The following is a 25,345-nucleotide window of genomic DNA, read 5'->3' as shown; positions in this document are numbered from 1 at the left end:
CCCGTGAATTATCACGTTGGTTTTTACCATGGACGGCCATTCACTATTTCGTCATCCCGCATCTACGCGATGTTCACGCGTCGCTTCGCCTGCCCCGCGAAGCCCGAAGGGCGTAGAGGGGTGCGGGATGACGAAGAATGGGACAGGAGGAAATCCCGTCAAGGTTTTATGAATCATTTCATGAGGCCGTTGGTATAAAGGCTCACCACGCGCCTTTCAAGAACGTGACGTGGCCCATCTTGCGGCCCTCGCGAGGATCCTTCTTTCCGTACAGGTGCAAGGCGGCTGTCGGATCGGCGACATAGGCAGGGCAACGATCTAAATCCTCGCCAAGGATATTGCGCATCACGACCTTGCTATGCGGTGTGGCCTCAACCAACGGCAAGCCCGCAACAGCCCTCACCAGCATTTCGAACTGGCTGCAAAGGCAAGCATCAATCGTCCAGTGGCCAGAATTGTGGGGACGCGGCGCGATCTCGTTCACCAAAACGCTTTGGCCTTTTTCGTTTGGCTCTTTCAAGACAAACAGCTCAACCGTCAGCAAGCCCACCACATGCAGGTGCGTGGCCATACGCTGCGCGATGTCTATCGCTTCTTTGGCAACTGCGGGATCGACCAGCGCGGGCGCTTGCGTTTCAAACAAAATATGGTTGCGGTGCGTGTTTTCCATAACGGGAAAGGCGACGCTTGCGCCGTCCTCGCCCCGCGCGACGATCACGGACACTTCCTTCTCAAAAGCGACAAAGGCCTCAAGGATTCCTTCCTCGCTGCCCATTTGCGCCCATGCATCCTGCGCCGCCATACCATCCACGATTTTAACCTGCCCACGCCCGTCATAGCCCATGCGCGTGGATTTCAAAATGGCCGGACGGGAAAACGACTCCAAAGCCTTCTCTAGCTCGGCAGCCGAGCGCACAATCACAAATTCTGCCGTGCCCACACCAATCTCGCGGGTGAAGCGTTTTTCCAGCCCCCTGTCCTGTGCGATACGCAGAACCGTCGCACTGGGAAACAAAGGCGTATGCTGCGCTACTACATCCAGCGCGGCGAGAGGCACGTTCTCCCACTCCAGCGTCACAACATCGGTGGCCTTGGCAAAGCGCGTCAGGGCGTCCGCATCGTCCCACGCGCCAAGCGTATGGGCGGCGCAAACAGCAACCGCAGGCTCGTCCTCATTTTGGCAAAAAACGTGACAAGGAAACCCAAGCCGCGCGGCGGCCATGGCCGTCATGCGCCCCAGCTGCCCCCCGCCTAAAATGCCTATCGTCGATCCAGCTGTCAGGGTTCTCATCTTACTTCGTTTTCTTCACGATTTTCTTGGCGGCGGGTTTCTTCGCGGCCTTCTTCTTGACTGGCATTTCCGGCTCTATCGCGACCGAGGTCGTTTGCACGTCGCGCCACTGCGCAAACGCTTTAGCCAAAGCCTTATCCTGCAAAGCCAGAATGGACGTAGCCAAAAGCGCGGCGTTAATCGCGCCCGCGTTGCCGATGGCCAGCGTACCAACGGGCACGCCCGCAGGCATCTGCGCAATAGACAGAAGGCTGTCCAGTCCCTCTAGGGAGCGGCTCATCACGGGGACTCCCAAAACAGGTAGCGGCGTGAGCGAGGCCGTCATACCCGGTAAATGCGCCGCGCCGCCTGCGCCCGCAATAATGACCTTCAGGCCGCGTTCGGCCGCGCTGGTCGCGTATTCAAACAAACGACGAGGCGTGCGATGGGCGGAAACGACCGCGCTTTCATAAGTCACGCCAAAGCTATCCAGCACGTTGGCCGCGTTTTCCATCGTCGCCCAATCGGATTGGCTGCCCATGATGATACCGACCAAAGGCTGCGGCGCAGCGGCTTTTGCCTTGGGTGTCACCTTTTTTGTCATTGTCTTGCTCAAATGCGCCATGAAAGTCCCCTGTTGGAAAGGAAAAAAAGCAAGTTAATGACTTTTTTAGAAAAAGCCTAGAGTCTTGTTGAGAAAGTTTAGAATCACTTCCTTTATGAAAGAAACCGTCTTTTGAGCGCACCGCTTGACCTTTTAACCGATTTTCTGGCCGATGCGCCCCTGACCGACGCGCAAAGGACGGTTTGGCGCGATCTGTGTGCTGAGCTTGTGCTTGCGCGCGTGCGTATCCAAGAGTTGGAAACGCGCCTAAAGACCCTTGAGCGCCAGCCAGAAGCGGATAGCGCCGCTCATCAGCTTCTTAACCGGCCTGAGTTTAACCGCGAGGTTGCCCGCATGCTGGCCTTTGATGAGCGTTATGGCGGCGTCTCCAGCGTTCTTTATATCAACATCGAGAATCTGGAAAATATCCGTATCCGCCACGGCATGCCGCTGGTGGACTCCGCGCTGCGTTGCCTTGGCGATACGCTGGCGGGGTTGATCCGCCGCAGCGATATTCTAGGCCGCCTTGCACCCGACGAGTTCGGGATTTTGCTACCGCGTTGCGATAACACCTCGGCTTGGAAAAAGGGCGAGCATATCGCGTCCGTCCTTTACGATACACTGGCGAACCTTTGGGGGCCAAACCTGAAGCCGCAAATTAATTACGGCGCGTACACCTTCCAAGAAAAGGAAGACCTCGCCCAAGGCTTGAAACAAGCCGCCGCCGATCTGACAAAGCTAGAGAGACGTTAGAGTCCTCCCCTTATCGTGTCAGCTTCTCGATAAGCGCCGTGGTGCTGTGGCCCTGCACAAGGTCGGCCAAGATGACTTGGCCACCCCAGCTTTCCATTTCCTTCGCGCCGACGACTTGATCGATGGTGTAATCCGATCCCTTCACCAGCGTATCGGGGCGGATGGTTTTGATAAGGTCCAGCGGCGTGTCCTCGCTGAAAATCACTACGCCCGCCACGGCCTCTAGCGCTGCCAAAACAGCAGCGCGGGCGTTTTCGTTCTGCACAGGCCGCGCCTCACCCTTCAGCCTTTTTACCGACGCATCGCTGTTAAGCGCAATGATCAGTTTATCGCACGCAGCGCGGGACTGGTTGATCGACGACAAATGCCCGGGATGCAGCAAATCAAATACACCGTTTGTGAAACCGACCTTTAGCCCCTGCCCGCGCCAACGCTCGGCTCTATCCGCCGCCTCGGCGGACGTCATGATTTTGTCTTCGCCCATGCGCGATTGATCGCGCAGAATTTCCTTTTCGATTTCCTCCAGCGTGATCGTCGCCGTCCCAATTTTGCTTACGACAATCGATCCCGCGATGTTGGCCAAAGCCGCGCAATCGTCCAAAGACAACCCGCCCGCCATCGCCATCGCCATCGTCGCAATCACGGTGTCGCCCGCACCGGAAACATCGAACACTTCCTTGGTGACCGTGTGGAAATGACGCGCGGGCTTATCCTTCATCACAAGGCAAACGCCGTCGCCACCCAGTTTGGCCAGCACGCCGCCAATATCAAAATCGATGATGAGCTTACGCGCGGCGGCTTCGGCCTCATCAATCGTCGTAATGGGCAGACCTGTTGCCTCGGCGAGTTCCTTACGGTTGGGAGTGAGCATCGTCGCACCGTGATAGCGGCCAAAGTCCCTCCCCTTGGGATCGATCAAAATTGGCTTACCATGCTCACGGCACAGCGTAATGATCTCGCGCACCACATGGTTCGTTAAGACGCCCTTGGCGTAGTCCGAAAGGATCACAATCTGGCATCCATCGATCACGCTTTGCGCGCGCGCCAAAAGCTGCTCCTCCATCAAGGTGGACAACGGCGCGGCATCTTCTCTGTCGGCACGCAACAGCTGCTGGCTGCCCGCGATATAGCGCGTCTTGATCGTCGTGGGACGCGAAGCATCGGTCAGCAAGTGAGGCGTAATCCTGTTCATCGCCTCCATCTGCGCGGCAAGGTCATGGCCCGCTTGATCATGCCCGATCACGGCCACCATATCGACGTTGCCCCCCATGGTGGCAAGGTTGCGCACGACGTTGCCGCTGCCGCCCATGGCCAGAAGCTCGCGCTTAATGCGAAGGACGGGAATGGGCGCTTCGGGCGAGATACGATCCACCTCGCCATAGATAAAGCGATCCAGCATCACGTCACCCACGCACAAAACGCGGTGACCTATAAGTTTTTCAAGTTGCGTATGAAGATGGGCATACATGATATGGTTTTTCCTTAATCAAAAACAAGTTGGCTGGAGGCTGATCTCTCCCGCCACAGCCGCGTTAGATGGCTTCTTTTACAACACTCGACAGGTTTGCGGTGACCATTGGGGATCGTATCAAGATCAATCGTGAATGTACTTCCTGTAGGTGATTTTGATGCGCTGGTCTTGTTTCCTTCATTTGGCATAGATATCTCCTCCCCTATTGCAGTGGAAAAATTAAAAAATGGGATCCCCGCCTGCGCGGGGATGACGGATTAGGATTAACTTTACCTCCTACCCCTTGTCATGCCAGCGAAGGCTGGCATCCATTTTCTTTTTTCTCTATTCGTTTAACCTAAAGCTAAACATACGGATCTTCTTTTTCCAAATGGTTTTGGACGTAAAGGCGAATACCTTCCTCTAGCGGAGTCATGGGCGCATCATACCCTGCGGCGCGAAGCTTATCCATGTTGGCTTGCGTAAAGTACTGGTATTTGTCACGCAAAACCTCTGGCATATCGCGGTAGGTGATCTGGGGCGTCGCGCCCGCAGCGACATAAACCGCCGCCGCCATATCTGCAAAGCTGCGAGCCTTCCCCGACCCCATATTGAACAAGCCGTTGACGGCAGGATGATCCAAAAGCCACAGCATGACGTTGGCGCAATCGCCGACCCACACGAAATCACGCAGCTGCCCACCGTCCTTGTAATCGGGATGGTGCGACTTGAAGAGCGAAAAGGCCTCGCCACGTTTGGCAAATGGGAAAATCTGGTGCGCGACCGAGCGCATCCCACCCTTATGGTACTCGTTGGGGCCATAGACGTTAAAAAACTTCAGGCCGACGCACTGCGCGGGACCACGGTCGCCCTTCTTTTTCTGCTGCGCAATCCAGCGGTCAGTTAGGTGCTTGCTCCAGCCATAGGCATTAAGCGGCTGATAGGCCTTAAGCCCCTCGATGCTCTCGACATCGTCAAAGCCAGCCTTGCCATCGCCATACGTCGCCGCCGATGACGCGTAAATAAGCCGCGAGCCATTATCGCGACACCACAGCCATAAGGTGCGGGTCAGGCGAAAGTTGCTCTCAGCAATCAAATCGGCGTCAGCCTCGGTCGTGGCCGAGATCGCGCCCATGTGATAGATCGCCTCGATATCGCCACTGTGATCGTTCAGATAATCGCACAACTTTTCGGGCGCGATCAGATTATCAAGGTCGCGCTTAGCAATGTTGCGCCACTTGTCATCCGTGCCAAGCCAGTCACAAATCACCACACGCTCGCCCCGCGCCTCAAGCGCTGCCGCCAAGTAAGAGCCGATAAAGCCCGCTCCGCCAGTAATCAAAATCATAAAACGCCCACAAAAAGTTGGTTAACCGCTTTAACTTGCCGCATTAAAGCGGCTTGGAGGGGCTTTGACAAGCGGCTTCAAGCGTGGCAGTTTCGGGCTCTAAGGAGAAAAAATGACAAAAGCATTCGTATTTCCCGGACAGGGAAGCCAAAAGATCGGCATGGGCAAGGCTCTTTTTGAGGCCTTCCCTGAGGCTCGCATGGTTTTTCAAGAGGTTGATGAGGTTTTGGAACAGAAACTCTCGACCCTTATGTTTGACGGCTCGGAAGATGAGCTGAAAATGACAGAAAACACGCAGCCCGCCTTGATGGCCGTAAGCATCGCCGTTTTGCGCGTTTTAATGTCGCAAAGTGGACTGAAACTGCCCGAAATGGCCGCCTTTGTAGCGGGGCATAGCCTTGGCGAATATGCGGCGCTTTGCGCGGCGGAAAGCCTGACGCTGGCGAACACCGCGACCCTCTTACGCAAGCGTGGCCGCGCTATGCAAAAGGCCGTCCCTGCGGGGATCGGCGGCATGGCGGCTTTGCTGGGCGCGAATGTCGATCTCGCCAAAGAGATTGCCGCTGCTGCATCACAAGGCGACATTTGCGTGGCCGCCAACGATAACGCGGATGGCCAAGTCGTCATTAGCGGCAACAACCACGCGATTGATCGCGCCATCGCGCTGGCCGCTGAAAAGGGCCTGAAACGCTGCATCAAGCTGCCCGTCAGCGCGCCGTTTCATTGCCCCCTTATGCAGCCCGCCGCCGATGTCATGAGGGAGGCCTTGGCACAAGTTCATCTGATGCCACCTTGCGTGCCTGTCGTCTCAAACGTCACGGCGTTGGCAACAAGCGACCCCGATGTTATCCGCGATCTGTTGGTGCAGCAAATCACTGGCTCTGTCCGTTGGCGCGAGTCCGTTTTGTTTATGAAGGCGCATGGCGTCGATCAGCTGGTCGAATGCGGCTCTGGCGCTGTTTTGGCGGGCCTGACCAAACGCATCGATAAAGAAATTACGGCGGTATCTTTGCAAACTCCCGAAGATATCGACGCTTACCTCAAACAATCCTTATAAAGAAAAACACGAAAGGAAAGACCATGTTGTCACTGAATGGAAAGAACGCTCTGGTTACGGGCGCGGCAGGCGGCCTAGGCACGGTTATCGCCAAGATGCTGGTGGCGCAAGGCGCACGCGTTGCCCTGACCGACATTCGCCCCGAAGGCATCGAAGCGCTGCAAGCCGAACTTGGCGGCGCGGCGCATGCGGTGACTATTGTTGGCAACCTGACCGATCCCGCCGTTCCCCCGACCCTTATCAAGGAAGCCGAGGAGAAATTGGGCGGCGGCGTGGATATTCTGATCAACAACGCTGGCCTGACGCGCGATGGCCTTGCCATGCGCATGAAGGATGAAGACTGGGATCTTGTGATGAACGTGAACTTGTCCTCTGCGTTTCGCCTCTCGCGTGCCGCGCTGAAAGGCATGATGACACGCCGCTGGGGCCGCATCATCAACATGGCGTCCGTCGTCGGCGTGATGGGCAACGCAGGTCAAGCCAACTATGCGGCGTCCAAAGGCGGCCTGATCGCTATGAGCAAATCGCTGGCGCAGGAAATGGCGCCACGCGGCGTCACCGTCAACTGCGTCGCACCGGGCTTTATCGTCACGGCCATGACCGACAAGCTGAATGACGAGCAAAAGAACAAAATGCTCGCCAACATTCCGTTGGGTTATCTGGGTGAGCCGAAAGATGTCGCGGCCAGCATCGTCTTTTTGGCCAGCGAGGAAGCACGTTATATCACGGGCCAAACGATACATATCAACGGCGGCATGATTATGGTGTAAGGCCACCTGCCGCCATCCCAGAAAACTTTCTTTTCGGCTCACCGTTGTGAGACGAAAGAAAGTTGATCTGGGATCAAGCCGCTCTCTCCGCCCTCTCTATCATTCATTCGTCGCCCAGTCCCCTAGGTCCCGCATCATCGTCCCGCCTTCGCGCAAGGCTTCGCCTGCCCCGCGAAGCCCAAAGGGCGTAGAGGGGTGCGGGATGACGAAAAGAGTCGCCCCCAATCCTGCGTTTTTTTTGCTTTTGGCGATCCAAAATCGGACGAAGTTCATAAAACCATGTAAAATCAATTGGTTAGCCATGCCAAAAAATCGAGTCAGTTTTATTATATTTCAAAGGCTTACCGCATTAACTTTGAGCGGAAGGCGACTGAGTGGCACTATCCCACGCTCTTAGGGCTGTAAATCGATGTTTTTTTTCTAACGCCTTGATAATAAACAAATCCCGAACCCCAATTTTAGAGCCATTTACAGCGCCAATAATGATGAAAAAAGTGGCAACAAAAACCCCGCTGACCTTGCAATAAGCGGGGCTTTTTTAGTCTTTAAACGATCAAGCGTTAGGCCTGTTCGCCAAGCATTGTCGAAAGATCAACCTTCAGGCCGGGGCCCATGGTTGAGGACAACGCCACGCGGTTGATGTAAGTGCCCTTCACGCCAGCGGGACGAGCCTTGGCGATCGCGCTGATAAAGGCGCGAGCATTCTCGATCAACTGCTCTTCGGTAAAGCTGATCTTGCCGATGCCAGCATGAATGATACCGCCCTTTTCGGCGCGGAACTCAATCGAGCCAGCCTTGGCCGACTTGATCGCTTCCACGACGTTCGGGGTCACAGTGCCAAGCTTCGGGTTAGGCATAAGGCCACGAGGCCCCAGAACCTTACCCAACTTGCCAACAACGCCCATCATGTCAGGGGTCGCAATGACGCGATCAAAGGCAGAAAAACCGCCCATAATCTTTTCAGCCAAATCGTCAGCGCCGACAACATCCGCGCCAGCGGCCAAAGCGGCATCCGCTTTTTCGCCCTTGGCGAACACGGCCACGCGGACGCTTTTGCCCGTACCATGAGGCAATTGCACCATGCCACGCACAGACTGATCCGATTGCTTTGTGTCGATACCAAGATTGATGGCAATGTCCAGAGTCTCGGTGAACTTGCGCGATAGATCGCCCGCGTTCTTCTTGACAAGCTTCACGCCATCTTCAAGAGCATACAGCTTCTTGCGATCAACAGCGGGGAGAACCTTGCGGAGTTTTTTTCCTTGTTTCATGGCTTATTCCTCCACTACCAAAAGGCCCATCGAACGAGCCGAACCGACGAGCATTTTGGCCGCCGCTTCGATATCGTTCGCGTTCATATCAACGATTTTCTCTTTTGCAATTTCACGAATTTGCGTCATCGTGATCTTGCCAACCATCGCTGTACCCGGAGTCTTGGAACCATGCTCAAGCTTGATCGCCTTCTTGATCCAATAGGTATTGGGGGGCTTCTTCGTCACGAACGTAAACGTGCGATCCGAAAAGGCTGAGATCACGACAGGAATGGGCATACCCTTTTCCATGCCTTGCGTCTTGGCGTTGAACTGCTTGCAGAAGTCCATGATGTTTAGGCCGCGTTGACCCAAAGCGGGGCCAATTGGCGGAGACGGTGTCGCCGATCCAGCCGGTACTTGCAGCTTGATATAGCCGACAATTTCCTTTGCCATTTTGCTCTCTCCTTCCAACCCCTATCGGTTGGATGTTTGATTCTGGAGTTTAGTTAGATCGGACGCGCCCTTATTCCATCACGTCATCCCGCTGACCCTGCTTCGCTCTGACGAGCTTCGCAGGGCTGAAGCTTAGCCCGGCGAAGCTGCGGAGCAGCGTAGACGGGAAAGCGGGATCCAGCGCCGCGCGTCTGCGCGGCATAAAAGTTCTGGATTCCGGCTTTCGCCGGAATGACGCTAAAGTATAGACGGGCACACAAGAACCGACTAAACGCCAACGTTTCACAACGCCATAAACAACCTTTGGCCAAAGCCAAAAGCCATCCATGACAACCATTGTATTCGAAGGATTTTCATCCCCCTTAAACCACAACTTCTTGAAGAATCTTATCGATTGTTTCCAATCTTTTCCATTTTCGTCATCCCCGCGAAAGCGGGGATCCCGTTTACTTGTTAAAACAAACGGGACTCCCGCTTACGCGGGAGTGACGGCTATAGGATAAAGCAGGCCAAAACCGTCGATAATCACCTTCAAAAAACAGCGGCGGCGTGGTCCGGCTCCCCAAGGGAACTTTTCGGGGAGAACCTCCCACACCTTTTGCTTAAGCGGTTTTATAGAGGTTAACAGAAGGGAAAGCAACGTGTTTTTCTGGCCAATAAGACCATTACAAAAACTATAGCTACGGCTGCAAATAAGACGGAGCGACTGGAATAAACTCACTGGGATCGTTACTGTGTTTCGCAACAATATTGGCAATAACCCCCTGATTGTGCATCTCATTAAGGGCATTGTTAATCATATCGCGCAGCGTGTTTTCATGAATATCAAAGCCAAGGGAGTTCTGGAAAACCTGAAAAGGTTTGTCCCCTAATTTACGCAAGGTAGAAGGGTTAGAATCTATGAACCCTTTCCCCATGCTGTAATCCAGAATAATAATATCCGCTTTGTTAACTGCAATGTTGTTCAGGGCTTCGGAAGCCTGCAACATCTGGCTCACCGGTATTTTCTGCGCTTTCGGGAAATGAAGGCGTGCTGTGGCATCCGATAACTCACCCTCTATGGAAGAAAAACGAATGTCCGATGAATCGGCACGTTTGATGTCCTTATCAAACCGATGATCATCGATTCTGACAAAGGGGAACGATGCGTTGAAAAAAAGTGGCATAGAATATGTCAAGGAACGACCACGCTCGGCATTCACCCACAAACCAGCGCAGAAAACGTCAATGCGCTTTGATTGAAGACTGCTTACAATATTGCTCCACCCCGTATTCTCGCTCCAGTCAATCTTAAGACTCAAACGACGTCCAATCTCTTCAAGGATATCGTACATGACGCCGGAAATTTTTCCCGTATTCGGATCTTTTACAAGTCCATGAGGAGGCCAATCAGCGTATCCACACCGCAAAGTCTTGGTGTGCAACACGCGATCATAGGCTGTCTCTTGCGTTGCATTGACAGTGTGCACATTTTTATCGTGAAGCCAAACGGACGATAACGCGATTAGAATGGCGGCAACGAACAGACCAACAGTTTTCACGTAACTACTCCTTAGTTGATCTAAATCTTCTCCACCTGCGTGAATTCCAGCTCAACTGGCGTAGCGCGGCCAAAGATCGACACCGCAACCTTCAAGCGCGATTTACCCTCATCCACGTCCTCAACAACGCCATTAAATGAGGCAAACGGCCCTTCGGCCACGCGAACCTGCTCACCCACCACAAAGGTGATAGAGGGTTTGGGATGTTCAAAGCCTTCTTGGACTTGGTTAAGGATGCGCTGGGCTTCCTTTTCCGAGATAGGCGAAGGCTTGCCGCCGCCGCCCAAAAAGCCCGTGACCTTGGCCGTGTTCTTGACCAGATGCCAGCTCTCGTCCGTCAGGTCCATCTTAATCAGGACATAGCCCGGAAGGAACTTGCGCTCGGCCCCGACTTTCTTGCCACGACGAACCTCGATCACCTCTTCAGTGGGGACAAGGATTTCCGAGAAGAAATCTTCAAGACCTTTTTTCATCGCGGTTTCGCGAATGGTCTGCGCGACCTTTTTTTCAAAGCCCGAATAAACGTGAATAACGTACCAACGAAGTGCCATCGTGAATGCTCCTTATGAACCGGCTCTCATGCCCAAAATCTTGCTAATTGCGAAACCCAAGACGTTATCGACGAAAAAGAAAAACAACCCAGCGACCAAGGCCATGGCCACAATCAACACGGTCGTCATGACGATTTCTTTTTGCGTCGGCCAAGTCACCTTGCCGATCTCTCGCTTGGTCTCATTAAAAAACTCAACTAACTTTGCCATTGTAGGCTCCTTGTTTTTTTCAAGTTCTTGGCCATTATGAGGTGGCAGGAGTGGAGGGGATCGAACCCGCAGCCTTCGGTTTTGGAGACCGACGCTCTACCAATTGAGCTACACTCCTAAAAGCCTCATACAATCATTAAGAACTGTCCTTGAACCCAGAATCGCCCGTCCGGCGATCACGTCGGACAAAGCTTATTGATTTGTTGGGAACGGTGCTTTTTACCCCATTTGTACAGAAAAAGAAAGAGGATTTTATACCTTTCTTACACTTCTATCTTGCTGTAATAAAAGGCTCGTGATAGAGGATGATGCCTTATTGTTACCTATTCCAGTCATCCCCGCGAAAGCGGGGATCCAGCGGCCCGCGTCTGCGGGCCACGTGACTCAAAAAAGGTCTAGGGAAGTGCTGTTTGTTGTCTTGTTCGACTCACACGCTCGCTATCGCTCGCAGCTGGATCCCCGCTTTCGCGGGGATGACGGCAGGAATTAACGGCGGCTTGCCGCCGTAAAAACGGCATGATACAGAACAACCACCCATGAGCGGGTGTAGCTTAGTGGTAAAGCACCAGCCTTCCAAGCTGGCTATGAGGATCGACAAAATGCGAAAGCATTTTGGACGCATCCCGCGAAGCGGGGGCGCCCGAAGGGGCAAAAACAGGCGCGTTCCGCCTGTTTTTGATCATTCCCTTCACCCACGGCGGCTTGCCGCCGTAAAAACGGCATGATACAGAACAACCACCCATGAGCGGGTGTAGCTTAGTGGTAAAGCACCAGCCTTCCAAGCTGGCTATGAGGGTTCGATTCCCTTCACCCGCTCCATTTCTTTTGGGCGCGACTGCGCCTTACTCCCCCACCCAATCAATCGGCTCTTGCCCCTGCCGGACAAGGTATTCGTTGGCGGCGCGGAAGTGTCCGCAGCCTAGGAACCCTCTGTGCGCGGAAAGCGGCGAGGGATGCGGCGCGGTTAGAACGCTGTGGCGCGTGCGGTCGATCATCGCGCCCTTCTTTTGGGCATAGGCCCCCCACAGCAAAAACACGACATGCTCGCGCTGGTCATTCACGGCGCGGATCACGGCGTCGGTGAATGTCTCCCACCCTTTGTTTTGATGAGAGCCCGCCTGCCCCGCCCGCACGGTCAGCGTTGCATTAAGCAGCAAGACGCCTTGCTTTGCCCAGCGCGTAAGGTCGCCGCTTTTGGGCATCGCGCAGCCATACTCCGCCGCAATTTCCTTATAGATATTGATAAGGCTGGGCGGCAGCGCCACGCCATCCTGCACTGAAAAGCAAAGACCATGCGCCTGCCCCTCGCCGTGATAGGGGTCTTGTCCGATGATAACAACACGCACGCGATCAAACGGAATCGCGTTCAGCGCGTTAAAGATATGGTCGCCGCGCGGATAGACAATGTGCCGCCCCGTTTTCTCCTCCAGCAAAAACTGCTTCAGCTTTTGCATATAGGGTTGGTCGAACTCGCCGCCAATCACGGCAAGCCATGAGGGATCGAGTTTAATCGCATTACTGTTCATCACGGGAGGCCTTTAGTTTCTTAAAATCCTCATCCGCAAAATACGAGGATCGCGTGAGCGGAGAGCTAGACACCAGCGAAAAGCCCTTGGCCTTGGCCATCTTGGCATAAGCGGCGAACTCGTCCGGTGTGACATAGCGATCAAGCGGCGCATGCTTGGGCGTTGGCTGCAAATACTGGCCGATGGTTAGGAAGTCCACGCCAGCGGCGCGAAGGTCGTCCATCACCTGCCCTATTTCCTCCTTCGTTTCGCCAAGGCCAACCATCAAGCCCGACTTGGTAAAGATGGAAGCGTCAATTTCCTTGACCTGCTGCAACAGCCGCAGCGAAGTAAAACACCGCGCTCCGGGCCGGATCGCTGGATACAAACGCGGCACGGTTTCAAGGTTATGATTGAACACATCGGGACGTGCGGCGGCGAGGGTCTGCGCCCCGCCCTCCTTATTCTTGAAATCGGGAGTCAATACTTCAATCACGCAGTCCGGCACGCCCGCGCGCAGCGCCGCGATCACATTCGCGAAATGCGCCGCGCCGCCATCGGACAAATCATCACGATCCACCGATGTCACGATGACATACTTCAAGCCCATCTGCGCGGCGGCGGCGGCCAGCCTTTCCGGCTCGCCCTTATCAAGGCGCTTGGGCTTGCCTGTCGCAACATTGCAAAATGCGCACGCCCGCGTGCAAATATCGCCCATGATCATAAAGGCCGCATGTTTACGCTTCCAACACTCACCGATATTGGGGCAAGCCGCCTCTTGGCACACGGTGGTGAGCTTTTGCCCCTGCATAAGCTCCAGCGTCTTGGCATAATTAAACCCAGCTGGCGCACGCACGTGCAGCCACTCTGGCTTGGGCGGGCCAAAGCTGTCCGTATTCTTTTGTTTCTCTGGATGGCGCAGCGAACGATCACTCATCAAAAAGCCTGCCTGTTCATTAATTTCATTTTAAGAAAAAGAGCTTATCCTGTTCGTCATCTTGATGCAAAAAATATGTCCTATGAAAGGAAATATCCATGTCCTCCCCCAATGCCCGCATTGATTTCGATGTTTTTTGCAAACTGGCGCCAGAGGCGCTGGGGGCCATGATGTCCGTTGTCAAGGCTATCGATGAATCCGGTGTTTTAGGCAAAGACCTTTTGGAGCTTGTCAAACTGAGAGCTTCGCAAATCAACGGCTGCACTTTTTGCGTCAAACATCACCTAATGATGGCCCGCAAATTGGGTGTGGACGCGACAAAAATAGATTTAACGGCGGTTTGGCATGATGCCGAAGTTTTCTCGGAAAGAGAACGCGCCGCGTTAGCTTGGACAGAGTCCCTAACAAACGTCGCCACGCAAGGAGCATCAGATTCCCTTTATGAAAATCTAAAAAAGAACTTTTCCGAAAAAGAAATCGTCTTTTTGACGCTTGCCGTCGGCGGAATCAACAGTTGGAACCGCCTTGGCGTTGGCCTTCGTTTTTCTGACCCACCACAGGGGTAAACCACCTATTTTATACAAATGGCACGATGACGTGACTCATTAAGATAGAAAACAAACTGGATTCCCGCTGGAGCCTGCCCCGTACTTGATACGGGGCGGGAATGACAGGATATGTGTTTAAATCTAACCCTCTATCGTCATGCCCGCGACCTGTCGCGCCGAAGCCCGAAGGGCGTAGGGGGAAAGCGGGCATCCCGTTTGGTTTCTTTCCATCTATCTTGGATCGTGGGTCGAATACTTGTAATCGTGCGCACGCAAGGGGATTTCTTCTCTTTTGGGACGGCCGGAGAAATCTCTTACTAAAGAGCCATCAGCATTTCTGTGAATAAAATAATAGTGCGGTTTGCCGTTGACTGATGCCAGAAGAAATGTCGCTGAGTCATTTTGACGTAATGTTTCAGCCGTCCCCGTCACAGAAATCTTCTTACCAAAGCCTGTCATGAAATCTCTTGTTGATAGGGGGACAGAAACGCTTGGTGCGCCCGTTTCAATAACCTGATTAAGCGCCGCCTCTCCAGCTTTTCGAGTCATTTCAGCGGAAGAACTAAAGAGTGTTCCCCCCACAGCAAAAATGAAACCGCCAATACAAAGACTCGCTTTAATCAGATACCGACTAAAGCTATCATTATAAGGCCCAGTATCAGTAAAAAATGAGGCGACACACATAGCAACGCATGAAGCAGCAGCGCTTCCCGTCAGAGCAGCAGTTGCTCCTGTCGCGGCAGCAATAGTTGTAAAATCCCAACCAATAACTTCCACCACACGGGTGACCGCGTTGGCAGCTTTTTGAAAAGCGGTTGGCGCCTTATCTTCTTGAATGATGTTCATGATAAAATTCCTCTCTTTCAAAATCGTTTGAACACTCATATTGCTCAATCATTGTAGCTTGTTTCTGACTTTTTGAGGCATAATTTTATTACTTTCAAGCGTTAAGGCTTGTGAGTAATACCAAACGGCTCATGAAACGACTCGTTGAGAAAGAAAACAAACGGGATTCCCGCTTGCGCGGGAATGACGGGTTTTGTGTTTAATTTCATCCTGCTATCGTCATCCCCGCGAAAGCGGGGATCCCGTTTTCTTTTTTCTTTACGCGTCAGTTCATAAGCTCATTGGTATAAATAGTCATTTTGCCTACAAAAAAGGCGGAAAAAGAATCCTGTCCTTTTCCGCCTTCTTGATAACGACGTCTATCTATTCAAACTTACGCTTCTGTCACATCGACTTCGGCAATGACGCGAGCCTTTTCTTCAGCCTGACGCAAAGTGGCGCGCTGCGCATCCATACGATCGCCTTCCAAATCGCGAGCGGCCGCAATGCGACGCAAGCGATTGACAACCGAGCCAGTTCCGACAGGAACCAAGCGACCAACGATCACGTTTTCCTTCAGCCCTTCGAGCGTATCAACCTTGCCGCCAACGGCAGCCTCGGTGAGTACGCGCGTCGTTTCTTGGAACGAAGCGGCTGAGATGAACGAGCGAGTCTGCAAGCTGGCCTTTGTGATGCCTTGCAGCACCGCGCGGCCTTGAGCAGGACGCAAGGTTTCCAAAACGGCCTTGTTGTTGACATCAAGGAACTCCATGCGATCAACCTGCTCACCTTGCAAGAAGGTGGTGTCGCCCGGCTCTGTGATCTCGACCTTTTGCAGCATTTGACGCACGATCACTTCGATATGCTTGTCGTTGATCTTCACACCCTGCAGACGATAGACTTCTTGAATCTCGTTGATGATGTAGGCGGCCAAAGCCTCTACGCCCATCACGGCCAGAATGTCATGCGGCACAGGATTGCCGTCGATCAAAAGATCGCCACGACCAATCAAATCGCCCTCTTGAACCGCAAGATGCTTGCCCTTAGGGATCATATACTCGCGAGGCTCCAGCGTTTCGTCGACGGGACGAATGATGATGCGACGCTTGGTCTTGTAATCCTTACCAAACTCTACGCGACCCTCAACATCCGAGATAATCGCGAAATCCTTAGGCATGCGGGCTTCGAACAGCTCAGCCACGCGCGGCAGACCGCCCGTGATGTCGCGTGTTTTCGATCCTTCGCGTGGGATACGCGCCAGAATCTCACCCGCCTTAACCTTCGAGCCATTCGGCGCGTTCAAGATAGCATCGACAGGCAGGAAGTAACGAGCATCCACACCGCTGGACAGCTTGATCGGCTCGCCCTTCGCGTCTTGCAGCATAATGCGGGGACGCAGATCAGCGCCACGCGTTTGCTGACGGAAGTCGATGACCTTCTTCGAGGCAATACCCGTCGCCTCGTCCATCACTTCGCGTACCGACAACCCTTCGATCAGATCGACGTAGTTGACGATACCTTCCTTCTCGGTGATGATCGGCAGCGTGTACGGATCCCATTCGGCAATCTTCTGCCCCTTGGTCACCTTGCTGTTTTCCTTGGCCAGCAGTTTTGTACCGTAAGGCACGCGATGGCGAGCCTTCTCGCGGCCATGCTCATCGATCAAGACAAGCTCGCAATTGCGGCTCATCACAATCTGACGGCCTTCGCTGTTGGTGACGAGCGTCGCGTTGTGCAGGGTCATCTTCGCGTCAAAGGAAGCTTCGACCGAGCTGACTTCCGCACCACGTTGCGCCGCGCCACCAATATGGAAGGTACGCATGGTAAGCTGTGTTCCAGGCTCACCAATCGATTGCGCGGCAATGACGCCGACGGCCTCGCCGATGTTCACGATTGTGCCACGAGCCAGATCGCGGCCATAGCACTTGGCGCAAATGCCCGTTTCAGACTTACATGTCAGTACCGAGCGGATCAGCATGGTATCAACACCCGCCTTGTCGATTTTCTCCATCAACGGCTCGTCGATGAGCGTACCATTGGGAACGATCACGCGGTTTGTTTCAGGGTCAACAACGTCTTCCGCTGTCGTACGTCCCAAGACCAGTTCAGAAAGCGGTGCAATCACTTCGCCGCCCTCAATCACTGTTTTGACTGTCAGGCCACCCGTCGCACCGCAATCATCTTGAGTGATGATCGCGTCTTGGGCGACATCGACCAAGCGGCGTGTCAGGTAACCAGAGTTCGCAGTCTTCAAAGCGGTATCGGCCAGGCCCTTACGCGCTCCGTGAGTGGAGTTAAAGTATTCAAGAACCGAAAGGCCTTCCTTAAAGTTCGAGATAATCGGCGTTTCGATAATCTCGCCCGATGGCTTGGCCATCAGCCCGCGCATACCGGCCAGCTGCTTGATCTGCGCAGCAGAACCGCGAGCGCCGGAATGAGCCATCATGTAAACCGAATTGATGTGGCCATGACCGGTGTCGGAGATGCCCTTCATCATTTCTTCGGCGACGCGCTCCGTGCAAGACGACCAAACGTCAACGACCTTGTTGTATTTTTCGCCGCGTGTGATCAAACCATCTTGATACTGTTGTTCATATTCGTTGACTTGATCCTGCGCCTTTTTAATCAACTTGGGCTTGGCGGCGGGGATAACCAAATCGTCCTTACCAAACGAAATACCGGCACGACAAGCGTTACGATAGCCAAGCCCCATCATGCGATCGGCAAAGATAACCGTCTCCTTCTGACCGCAATGGCGATAGACGGCGTCAATGACGTTCGTCAAATCCTTCTTGGTCAAAAGACGATTGATCAGGCTGAATGGCAAATTGGGATGACGAGGCAAAATCTCGGACATCATCATGCGACCCGCTGTCGTTTCGACGCGCGTGATCTCGGGCTCACCCTTGGCATTGACGCCATGATATCGAGCCTTAATCGCGGAATGCAGCGTGATAACGCCAGCATTGATAGCCTGTTCGATCTCGCCAATCGTGGCAAAGGCCATGCCTTCGCCCTTCTCGCCCTTACGCTCCATCGTGATGTAGTAAATACCCAAAACGATATCTTGCGATGGCACGATAATCGGCTTGCCGTTCGCAGGCGACAGGATGTTGTTGGTCGACATCATCAAGACGCGAGCTTCCAACTGCGCTTCCAGTGAAAGCGGAACGTGGACGGCCATCTGGTCACCGTCGAAGTCGGCGTTGAAAGCCGTACAAACGAGCGGATGAAGCTGGATCGCCTTGCCTTCGATAAGGGTCGGCTCAAAGGCTTGAATACCAAGTCTATGAAGCGTCGGAGCGCGGTTAAGGAACACGGGATGCTCGCGGATAACTTCCTCAAGAATGTCCCAAACCTCAGGGCGTTCTTTTTCAACAAGGCGCTTGGCGGCCTTGATAGTGGAGGCCATGCCGTACAGCTCTAGCTTGGCATAAATAAACGGCTTGAACAGCTCTAGCGCCATCTTCTTAGGCAGACCGCACTGGTGCAACTTCAACTCTGGGCCGACGACGATAACGGAACGCCCCGAATAATCGACGCGTTTGCCCAAAAGGTTTTGGCGGAAACGACCCTGCTTGCCCTTAAGCATGTCGGACAGCGACTTAAGCGGACGCTTGTTCGCGCCCGTGATGACGCGACCACGACGACCATTGTCAAACAATGCATCGACAGACTCTTGCAACATGCGCTTTTCGTTACGCACGATGATATCGGGAGCGCGAAGCTCGATCAGGCGCTTCAAGCGGTTGTTACGGTTGATCACGCGGCGATATAGATCGTTCAGATCCGATGTCGCGAAGCGGCCACCGTCCAAAGGAACGAGAGGACGCAATTCAGGCGGAATGACAGGCACAACGTCCAAAATCATCCATTCAGGACGCGCGCCGGAATCAATGAAGGACTCGATGCACTTCAAACGCTTAACAATCTTCTTACGCTTGGCGTCTGAGCTTGTCTCCCCCATCGCGGTGCGAAGGGCGACTTTTTCCTCATGCAGATCGATGCCGCACAGCATGTGCTTGACCGCTTCCGCGCCGATCATGGCGGTGAAGGCGTCCTCGCCATACTCGTCTTGTGCGGTCAGATAGTCTTCCTCGGACAACAGCTGACGTGGCTTAAGCGGTGTCAAGCCGGGTTCGGTCACGATGTAGTTTTCGAAATACAGAACGCGTTCAATTTCTTTGAGCGTCATATCGATCAAAAGGCCGATGCGCGAAGGCAGCGACTTCATGAACCAGATATGCGCGACGGGGCTTGCCAACTCGATATGGCCCATGCGCTCGCGGCGAACTTTTTGAAGCGTGACTTCAACGCCGCACTTTTCGCAGATGATGCCGCGATACTTCATGCGCTTGTACTTGCCGCACAAACATTCGTAATCCTTGATCGGGCCAAAGATGCGCGCGCAGAACAAACCGTCGCGTTCAGGTTTGAACGTGCGATAGTTGATCGTCTCCGGCTTTTTGATCTCGCCGAAAGACCACGAGCGAATACGCTCGGGCGATGCAATCGAAATACGCATCTGGTCAAACGCGGCTGGCGCTGCTTGCTGATTAAAGATATTCATAAGATCGTTCATTTGTCGCTCCCGATAAGACGCTTCGCTTAGGCGATATTCAATTTCGAAGGTAGGTTGTTGCCTTGTACCAAATGGTGAACATGTGCGCGCATCACCAAAATTTTGTTATCCTCGCGAACGGGAAGAATTCGCCATGCGGAATCGCTAGCAGCTATTGCCAGAAGATCCTTTTTATTGCATCCCCTGACATCCACGATACGCGAAACATTATTCGTCGCATAAATGCCACCCCCAACTTTCTCAAGCTCTTCGGCCACTCGCTGCCAATCAGAAACAAGACGCGCCTGCACAAAGGCCGTATACTTGCCTTCTGGCAGTTTGCTCACATCAAAACGCATTTGCTTTGTCATTGGCATCGCGATTATTCTCCTATTCCTCTGCATCGTATTCGTTATAACAACTCTCGCTCTATTTCGCCAAACCTCATCCCTTGCGTCATCCCGACGAAAGTCGGGATCCAGTGCGCCGCGTCTGCGGCGCTTATGACTCATACGCCTCGTGGACACTCGGCGCTGGATTCCGGCTTGCGCCGGAATGACGCTATTTGTTTAGATCAAGATACAAATCCCTCCATTCCGGATTCGTGCTCTCGATCAATTCCAACTTCCAAGCGCGTTTCCATTCCTTGACGCCTTTTTCACGAGCAATCGCATCAAGAATGCGATCATAAACTTCGTAATAAACCAGCGTCTTAATCCCGTAACGCGTCGAAAACCCTTTTATCTTGCCTTCCTTATGTTCCGCCACGCGTCTTGCTAAATCGTTCGTAACGCCAACATAAAGTGTCCCGTTTCTCTGACTGGCAAGAATATAAAAATATCCGCCAGTCATTGTATTATAGTCCTATTCCGCTGCTGCTTCTGCGGCATCCGCATCTTCTTCAGCCTGCGCCAGCTCCAACAGCTTCTTTTGGTCCAGATCAACGTTCAGACCCAAGGAACGCAATTCCTTGACCAACACGTTGAAGGATTCAGGAATGCCGGATTCAAAGTTGTCGTCACCGCGCACGATGGCCTCATAGACCTTCGCACGACCCGTCACGTCATCCGACTTGACCGTCAACATTTCCTGCAACGTGTACGCCGCGCCGTAAGCTTCCAGCGCCCAGACTTCCATTTCACCGAAGCGTTGGCCGCCGAACTGCGCCTTACCGCCCAAAGGCTGTTGCGTCACAAGGCTGTAAGGCCCGATGGAACGCGCATGGATCTTGTCATCAACCAAATGGTGCAGCTTGAGCATATAGATATACCCAACCGTCACCTTGCGGTCGAAGGCTTCGCCTGTACGGCCATCGATCAGCGTTTCCTGACCCGATGTGGCAAGACCCGCCATCTCTAGCATGCGTTCGATATCCGCCTCGCGCGCGCCGTCAAAGACGGGCGTGGCAAAGGGAACGCCGCCGCGCAGATTGTTGGCAAGGCCAGCCGTATCTTCGTCGGAAAGCCCAGCAATCTCGGCCTTGTAAAGGTCATCGCCATAAACGGCCTTAAGCTTAGTGCGAACATCGCCCAGCGACGCCTTTTTCTCTTGCTCGATTTGAAGCTGATAGGCATCCAGCGCTTGACCGATTTGACGGCCAAGGTTGGCCGACGCCCACCCCAAATGCGTTTCAAGGATTTGTCCGACGTTCATACGCGAAGGCACGCCCAAAGGATTGAGGACGATGTCAACAGGGCGACCATCGGGCAGATAAGGCATATCTTCAACAGGCAGGATGCGCGAAACGACACCCTTGTTCCCGTGACGACCGGCCATCTTATCACCCGGTTGAAGCTTGCGCTTCACGGCCACAAACACCTTGACCAGCTTCATGACACCGGGAGGCAATTCGTCGCCGCGTTGCAGCTTGCCAACCTTGTCTTCAAAGCGTTTCTTCAAAGCGTTCAACTGTTCATCAAAGACCTTACCGATGGCTTCAACCTTTTCCATCGCCTTGTCGTCCTTGACGCTAACCTGACGCCATTGACCCTTGGTGAACTCGGCCAGCATTTCTTCCGTGATGGCTTTGCCCGTCGGGAAATTCTTGGGACCCGCCGAAGCCTTTTGCCCAACCAGATGATGGCGCAAACGCTCAAAATAGCCGCGCTCGATGATCAGACGCTCATCATCGCGATCCTTGGCGAGGCGTTCGATTTCGCTCCGTTCAATCGCAATGGCACGTTGATCTTTCTCGACGCCGCGACGCGAGAACACGCGCACTTCGACGATGGTTCCCGTCACACCCGGCGGAAGACGAAGCGACGTGTCGCGCACGTCAGCAGCCTTTTCACCAAAGATGGCGCGAAGGAGTTTTTCTTCCGGCGTCATGGGACTTTCGCCCTTGGGCGTCACTTTACCGACCAGAATATCCCCCGGATTGACTTCCGCGCCGACATACACGATGCCCGCTTCGTCAAGAGCCTTCAGGGCTTCTTCGCCGACGTTCGGAATGTCGCGTGTGATTTCTTCCTGACCCAGCTTGGTGTCACGCGCCATCACTTCGAACTCTTCGATGTGAATAGAGGTGAACACGTCTTCGCTGACGATACGTTCGGAAATCAAGATCGAATCTTCGAAGTTGTAGCCGTTCCAAGGCATAAACGCGACCAGCACGTTACGGCCCAAGGCCAACTCACCATACTGCGTGGAAGGACCATCGGCAATGATCTGCCCCGCCTGAACCTGATCGCCGACCTTGATAATCGGGCGCTGCGTGATGCAGGTGCTTTGGTTCGAGCGTTGGAACTTCAACATGTTGTAAATATCAACCGTCGGCGCGGTTGGATCGGGATTTTCTGTCGCACGCACAACAACGCGCGTCGCGTCAACCTGATCCACGATGCCCGAACGGCGAGCCACAACGGCCACGCCGGAATCGCGTGCCACAACGCCTTCCATACCCGTACCCACCAGCGGCGCATCGTTGCGCAACAAGGGAACGGCTTGACGTTGCATGTTCGAGCCCATAAGAGCGCGGTTCGCGTCATCGTTCTCAAGGAACGGGATGAGCGCGGCGGCGACGGACACGATTTGCTTGGGCGAGACGTCGATGAAATCGATTTCCTCGGCGGCGGCGACAATGACTTCGCCGTTCTTACGGCAAACAATCATTTCCAAAACAAACTTGCCGTTCTTATCAAGCTCTGAGTTCGCCTGAGCAATCGTATATTGGCCTTCTTCCATCGCGGAGAGATAGACCACGTCGTTCGTGACCTTGGCGCTCTTCACGCGGCGATAGGGGCTTTCGATAAAGCCATATTGGTTCACACGGGCATAGGTGGCCAGCGAGTTGATCAGACCGATATTCGGACCTTCCGGTGTTTCAATCGGGCAGATACGGCCATAATGCGTGGGATGCACGTCGCGGACTTCAAAGCCCGCACGTTCACGCGTCAAACCACCAGGCCCCAGGGCCGAAACGCGACGCTTATGCGTGATTTCAGACAGCGGGTTCGTTTGATCCATAAACTGCGAGAGCTGCGAGGAGCCAAAAAACTCACGCACAGCGGCAGCGGCAGGCTTCGCGTTGATCAAGTCATGAGGCATGACCGTGTCAATCTCGATGCTGCTCATACGCTCGCGGATCGCGCGTTCCATACGGAGCAGACCAAGACGATATTGGTTTTCCATCAATTCGCCGACTGAGCGAACGCGGCGGTTGCCAAGGTGATCGATGTCGTCAATCTCGCCGCGACCATCTTTCAGCTCGCACATGATCTTGACGATCTTGAGGATGTCTTCCTTGCGCAAAACGCGAACCTGATCGTCGGTCTTGAAACCAAGGCGCGAGTTCATCTTCACGCGGCCCACAGGCGACAGATCGTAACGCTCTAGGTTAAAGAACAAGCCTTGGAACAAAGCCTCTGCCGATTCAACGGTGGGGGGCTCGCCCGGACGCATAACGCGGTAAATGTCGATCAACGCGTCTTCGCGTGAGACATTCTTATCCGCTGCCATCGTGTTGCGAATATAGGGGCCAACATTGACGTGATCGATACCCAGCAACTGGATTTCCTTCACGCCCGTCGCTTCGATCTGCTCAAGGATCTCGGCGGTCAGCTCATTGCCCGCTTCAAACAAGACAACGCCCGTCTTCTCGTCGATCATATCGGTAGCAAGGTAAGAACCAATCAGGTTCTCGGCCTGCACCAAAACTTCCTTCAGGCCCGCATCAACCAGCTTGGTGATTAGGCGCGGGGTCATCTTAGTCCCCTCTTCCGCAACCGTCTTGCCATTCTTGGCATCGACAATCTTGGAGGCCAACTTCTGACCCTTGACGCGCTCGGCATTAAAGGCAGTCGTCCAGCCATTCTTGACCTTCTTATAAGGAACGAGATCATAGAAAGAGCTTAAAATCTCTTCCTTGCCCATACCTTGAATCTCATGAAGCTCTAAAGGCTTGCCAGCCTTCTCGCGCTTAACGCGCAGCTTTTCCGTCTCGTCGCCATACAAAGCATAGAGAAGCGTGGTGACGGGCAGCTTGCGACGGCGATCGATACGGACATAGACCATATCCTTGGCGTCGAACTCAAAATCCAGCCACGAACCGCGATAAGGAATGACGCGGGCGGCGAACAGATACTTGCCGGAAGCATGCGTCTTGCCCTTATCATGGTCAAAGAACACGCCCGGACTGCGATGCATTTGGCTGACGATCACGCGCTCAGTGCCGTTCACGACGAACGTGCCGTTGGCGGTCATCAAAGGCATATCGCCCATGTAAACATCTTGTTCTTTAATGTCGCGGATGGACTTGACGCCCGTAGTCTCATCAACATCAAAAACCGTCAGGCGCAAAGTCACCTTTAAGGGGGCGGCGAAAGTCATGCCACGTTGTTGGCATTCCTCAACGTCATATTTGGGCTGCTCCAGTTCATAGGAGACAAAGTCCAGAACGGCGCGTTCTGCAAAGTCGCGGATCGGGAAAGCCGAACGCAAGACTTCTTGCAAACCAACGCGGTCGCGTTTTGCAGGAGGAACATCCATCTGCAAGAAATACTCATAAGAGCGGCGCTGAACCTCAATAAGGTTGGGCATCTCAGCCACTTCGGGAATGCGACCGAAGCTTTTGCGAATTCTAATGCCGCCGCTGGTGGTTTTTGCGGAAACGACAGGATTGCTCTGCGCCATGGTATCCTCTTTCTTCATCGAACGGGCGCGTCGCCTTAAATGGGAGCGCCCTTAAACAAAAACAAAATAAAGGACACTTGCCCCACTCTCATAAGAGTGCGTGGCGATGTCCTCCTACCCTATAGGATATTGTCAAGGGGGTATGGCGGCTTTTTAAGCCTTTTTCAAGGAATTTATTTTATAAAATTCAACCTATTTAGGACTTTAAAAAATTATTTTTAGGCATATAGTCATATTATCATAAAAACATAGCCATATATTCCTATATATGAAGCCTTTGATATTTCTTCGTTTACAATCAAAGAATTAGCGTTATTTGCGGAACGGGAAAAATTAGCCCAATAAGCGATTGCGTCAAGGCTCTTTTGTGTTTATGATCAAAAAAGTGCTTAAGAAAGCCGGAACCTTTTTCTGCGTTGACCCTTTAATAGAGTCAAAACAATAACTCAAAGCGCATGAACAAGATGTCGGTGGCCAAAGCGCTCATAGGCGCTCCTATAACCCTGATTTGGGTATTCCCAATCCCCGATGTCAGAAGGCGCCTGTGTTTTTTGGGTAACGAATTTGCCGGACGCTGGC

At 53.5% G+C, this 25,345-nt stretch carries 20 protein-coding genes and 2 tRNA genes; 5 read left to right on the top strand and 17 right to left on the bottom strand.

The genetic code is table 11. The features are described 5' to 3' along the window. Window positions 1-202 precede the first annotated feature (202 nt). Both WC612_04255 and purE read right to left on the bottom strand, forming a co-directional pair. A complete protein-coding gene (locus WC612_04255; GenBank protein ID MFA6279988.1) occupies window positions 203-1,291 on the bottom strand; it encodes a 5-(carboxyamino)imidazole ribonucleotide synthase in 1,089 nt (362 codons plus the stop codon). Window position 1,292: 1 nt separating this feature from the next. Next, window positions 1,293-1,895 (bottom strand): 5-(carboxyamino)imidazole ribonucleotide mutase, encoded by a 603-nt coding sequence (gene purE / locus WC612_04250; protein ID MFA6279987.1) that lies wholly within the window; start codon window positions 1,893-1,895, stop codon window positions 1,293-1,295. A gap of 111 nt (window positions 1,896-2,006) precedes the next feature. On the opposite strand from purE, the gene WC612_04245 reads away from it, so the two are divergent. After that, window positions 2,007-2,627: a GGDEF domain-containing protein gene (locus WC612_04245; GenBank protein MFA6279986.1), complete on the top strand. Its 621-nt coding sequence runs from the start codon at window positions 2,007-2,009 to the stop codon at window positions 2,625-2,627. Between the two features lie 10 nt (window positions 2,628-2,637). On the opposite strand, the gene rfaE1 is transcribed toward WC612_04245, so the two are convergent. Both rfaE1 and rfaD read right to left on the bottom strand, forming a co-directional pair. Continuing rightward, window positions 2,638-4,095 (bottom strand): D-glycero-beta-D-manno-heptose-7-phosphate kinase, encoded by a 1,458-nt coding sequence (gene rfaE1, locus WC612_04240; protein ID MFA6279985.1) that lies wholly within the window; start codon window positions 4,093-4,095, stop codon window positions 2,638-2,640. Between the two features lie 346 nt (window positions 4,096-4,441). Then, window positions 4,442-5,425, bottom strand: coding sequence for an ADP-glyceromanno-heptose 6-epimerase (gene rfaD, locus WC612_04235; protein ID MFA6279984.1), 984 nt, complete (start codon window positions 5,423-5,425; stop codon window positions 4,442-4,444). 112 nt (window positions 5,426-5,537) lie between these two features. On the opposite strand from rfaD, the gene fabD reads away from it, so the two are divergent. Together fabD and fabG are read left to right on the top strand one after the other, a co-directional pair. Continuing rightward, window positions 5,538-6,482, top strand: coding sequence for an ACP S-malonyltransferase (fabD, locus tag WC612_04230; protein MFA6279983.1), 945 nt, complete (start codon window positions 5,538-5,540; stop codon window positions 6,480-6,482). 23 nt (window positions 6,483-6,505) lie between these two features. Next, complete coding sequence (gene fabG, locus WC612_04225) at window positions 6,506-7,252, top strand: 3-oxoacyl-[acyl-carrier-protein] reductase (protein MFA6279982.1); 747 nt, start codon at window positions 6,506-6,508, stop codon at window positions 7,250-7,252. A 560-nt stretch (window positions 7,253-7,812) separates the two neighbouring features. On the opposite strand, the gene rplA is transcribed toward fabG, so the two are convergent. The 6 genes from rplA to WC612_04195 form a co-directional block, all read right to left on the bottom strand. Continuing rightward, window positions 7,813-8,523 carry a 50S ribosomal protein L1 gene (gene rplA, locus WC612_04220; protein MFA6279981.1) on the bottom strand — a complete coding sequence of 237 codons (711 nt, stop codon included), beginning with the start codon at window positions 8,521-8,523 and terminating at the stop codon, window positions 7,813-7,815. A gap of 3 nt (window positions 8,524-8,526) precedes the next feature. Then, the gene (gene rplK / locus WC612_04215) at window positions 8,527-8,958 is read right to left on the bottom strand and encodes a 50S ribosomal protein L11 (protein MFA6279980.1); all 432 of its coding nucleotides are present in this window, start codon (window positions 8,956-8,958) and stop codon (window positions 8,527-8,529) included. 680 nt (window positions 8,959-9,638) lie between these two features. Next, window positions 9,639-10,499 carry a transporter substrate-binding domain-containing protein gene (locus WC612_04210; GenBank protein MFA6279979.1) on the bottom strand — a complete coding sequence of 287 codons (861 nt, stop codon included), beginning with the start codon at window positions 10,497-10,499 and terminating at the stop codon, window positions 9,639-9,641. Between the two features lie 20 nt (window positions 10,500-10,519). Beyond that, the gene (gene nusG / locus WC612_04205) at window positions 10,520-11,050 is read right to left on the bottom strand and encodes a transcription termination/antitermination protein NusG (GenBank protein MFA6279978.1); all 531 of its coding nucleotides are present in this window, start codon (window positions 11,048-11,050) and stop codon (window positions 10,520-10,522) included. A gap of 12 nt (window positions 11,051-11,062) precedes the next feature. Further along, the gene (gene secE / locus WC612_04200; GenBank protein MFA6279977.1) at window positions 11,063-11,260 is read right to left on the bottom strand and encodes a preprotein translocase subunit SecE; all 198 of its coding nucleotides are present in this window, start codon (window positions 11,258-11,260) and stop codon (window positions 11,063-11,065) included. Between the two features lie 42 nt (window positions 11,261-11,302). After that, window positions 11,303-11,378 (bottom strand) — tRNA-Trp (locus tag WC612_04195). 627 nt (window positions 11,379-12,005) lie between these two features. On the opposite strand from WC612_04195, the gene WC612_04190 reads away from it, so the two are divergent. After that, a tRNA-Gly gene (locus WC612_04190) sits at window positions 12,006-12,079 on the top strand. Between the two features lie 23 nt (window positions 12,080-12,102). Here WC612_04190 and ung read toward each other — a convergent pair. Beyond that, complete coding sequence (ung, locus tag WC612_04185; protein MFA6279976.1) at window positions 12,103-12,786, bottom strand: uracil-DNA glycosylase; 684 nt, start codon at window positions 12,784-12,786, stop codon at window positions 12,103-12,105. Next, complete coding sequence (gene lipA, locus WC612_04180; protein ID MFA6279975.1) at window positions 12,776-13,702, bottom strand: lipoyl synthase; 927 nt, start codon at window positions 13,700-13,702, stop codon at window positions 12,776-12,778. Before lipA ends, ung begins: the two co-directional genes overlap by 11 nt. A gap of 98 nt (window positions 13,703-13,800) precedes the next feature. Between lipA and WC612_04175 the strand changes: the two genes are divergently transcribed. Beyond that, a complete protein-coding gene (locus WC612_04175) occupies window positions 13,801-14,268 on the top strand; it encodes a carboxymuconolactone decarboxylase family protein (GenBank protein ID MFA6279974.1) in 468 nt (155 codons plus the stop codon). Between the two features lie 213 nt (window positions 14,269-14,481). Here the strand turns inward: WC612_04175 and WC612_04170 are convergent, their stop codons facing one another. From WC612_04170 to rpoB, 5 genes are all read right to left on the bottom strand, one after another. After that, complete coding sequence (locus WC612_04170; protein MFA6279973.1) at window positions 14,482-15,096, bottom strand: hypothetical protein; 615 nt, start codon at window positions 15,094-15,096, stop codon at window positions 14,482-14,484. A 373-nt stretch (window positions 15,097-15,469) separates the two neighbouring features. Then, on the bottom strand, window positions 15,470-19,657 hold the full coding sequence (gene rpoC, locus WC612_04165) for a DNA-directed RNA polymerase subunit beta' (protein MFA6279972.1): 4,188 nt from the start codon (window positions 19,655-19,657) through the stop codon (window positions 15,470-15,472). A 26-nt stretch (window positions 19,658-19,683) separates the two neighbouring features. Continuing rightward, entirely contained in the window at window positions 19,684-20,013 is a 330-nt protein-coding gene (locus WC612_04160; GenBank protein MFA6279971.1) for a hypothetical protein, read from the bottom strand. A 184-nt stretch (window positions 20,014-20,197) separates the two neighbouring features. After that, on the bottom strand, window positions 20,198-20,488 hold the full coding sequence (locus WC612_04155; protein MFA6279970.1) for a GIY-YIG nuclease family protein: 291 nt from the start codon (window positions 20,486-20,488) through the stop codon (window positions 20,198-20,200). Window positions 20,489-20,500: 12 nt separating this feature from the next. Further along, window positions 20,501-24,766, bottom strand: coding sequence for a DNA-directed RNA polymerase subunit beta (rpoB, locus tag WC612_04150; protein MFA6279969.1), 4,266 nt, complete (start codon window positions 24,764-24,766; stop codon window positions 20,501-20,503). Window positions 24,767-25,345: the final 579 nt, after the last annotated feature.

Source organism: Bdellovibrionales bacterium (assembly GCA_041662785.1).
In the GTDB taxonomy this organism is placed as follows: domain Bacteria; phylum Pseudomonadota; class Alphaproteobacteria; order UBA9219; family UBA9219; genus UBA8914.
The sequence above is the reverse complement of the archived record's forward strand: the minus strand, read 5'-3'. Positions and strand labels throughout refer to the sequence as shown.

Excerpts from the sequence above, each read along its gene's own strand:
- ung (MFA6279976.1), bottom strand. The coding sequence starts at position 12,786 with ATGAACAGTAATGCGATTAAACTCGATCCCTCATGGCTTGCCGTGATT.
- rpoC (MFA6279972.1), bottom strand. The coding sequence starts at position 19,657 with ATGAACGATCTTATGAATATCTTTAATCAGCAAGCAGCGCCAGCCGCG.
- rfaD (MFA6279984.1), bottom strand. The coding sequence starts at position 5,425 with ATGATTTTGATTACTGGCGGAGCGGGCTTTATCGGCTCTTACTTGGCG.
- WC612_04160 (MFA6279971.1), bottom strand. The coding sequence starts at position 20,013 with ATGCCAATGACAAAGCAAATGCGTTTTGATGTGAGCAAACTGCCAGAA.
- rpoB (MFA6279969.1), bottom strand. The coding sequence starts at position 24,766 with ATGGCGCAGAGCAATCCTGTCGTTTCCGCAAAAACCACCAGCGGCGGC.
- secE (MFA6279977.1), bottom strand. The coding sequence starts at position 11,260 with ATGGCAAAGTTAGTTGAGTTTTTTAATGAGACCAAGCGAGAGATCGGC.
- purE (MFA6279987.1), bottom strand. The coding sequence starts at position 1,895 with ATGGCGCATTTGAGCAAGACAATGACAAAAAAGGTGACACCCAAGGCA.
- rplA (MFA6279981.1), bottom strand. The coding sequence starts at position 8,523 with ATGAAACAAGGAAAAAAACTCCGCAAGGTTCTCCCCGCTGTTGATCGC.
- WC612_04170 (MFA6279973.1), bottom strand. The coding sequence starts at position 15,096 with ATGAACATCATTCAAGAAGATAAGGCGCCAACCGCTTTTCAAAAAGCT.
- fabD (MFA6279983.1), top strand. The coding sequence starts at position 5,538 with ATGACAAAAGCATTCGTATTTCCCGGACAGGGAAGCCAAAAGATCGGC.
- WC612_04155 (MFA6279970.1), bottom strand. The coding sequence starts at position 20,488 with ATGACTGGCGGATATTTTTATATTCTTGCCAGTCAGAGAAACGGGACA.
- rfaE1 (MFA6279985.1), bottom strand. The coding sequence starts at position 4,095 with ATGTATGCCCATCTTCATACGCAACTTGAAAAACTTATAGGTCACCGC.
- WC612_04175 (MFA6279974.1), top strand. The coding sequence starts at position 13,801 with ATGTCCTCCCCCAATGCCCGCATTGATTTCGATGTTTTTTGCAAACTG.
- rplK (MFA6279980.1), bottom strand. The coding sequence starts at position 8,958 with ATGGCAAAGGAAATTGTCGGCTATATCAAGCTGCAAGTACCGGCTGGA.
- nusG (MFA6279978.1), bottom strand. The coding sequence starts at position 11,050 with ATGGCACTTCGTTGGTACGTTATTCACGTTTATTCGGGCTTTGAAAAA.
- WC612_04255 (MFA6279988.1), bottom strand. The coding sequence starts at position 1,291 with ATGAGAACCCTGACAGCTGGATCGACGATAGGCATTTTAGGCGGGGGG.
- fabG (MFA6279982.1), top strand. The coding sequence starts at position 6,506 with ATGTTGTCACTGAATGGAAAGAACGCTCTGGTTACGGGCGCGGCAGGC.
- lipA (MFA6279975.1), bottom strand. The coding sequence starts at position 13,702 with ATGAGTGATCGTTCGCTGCGCCATCCAGAGAAACAAAAGAATACGGAC.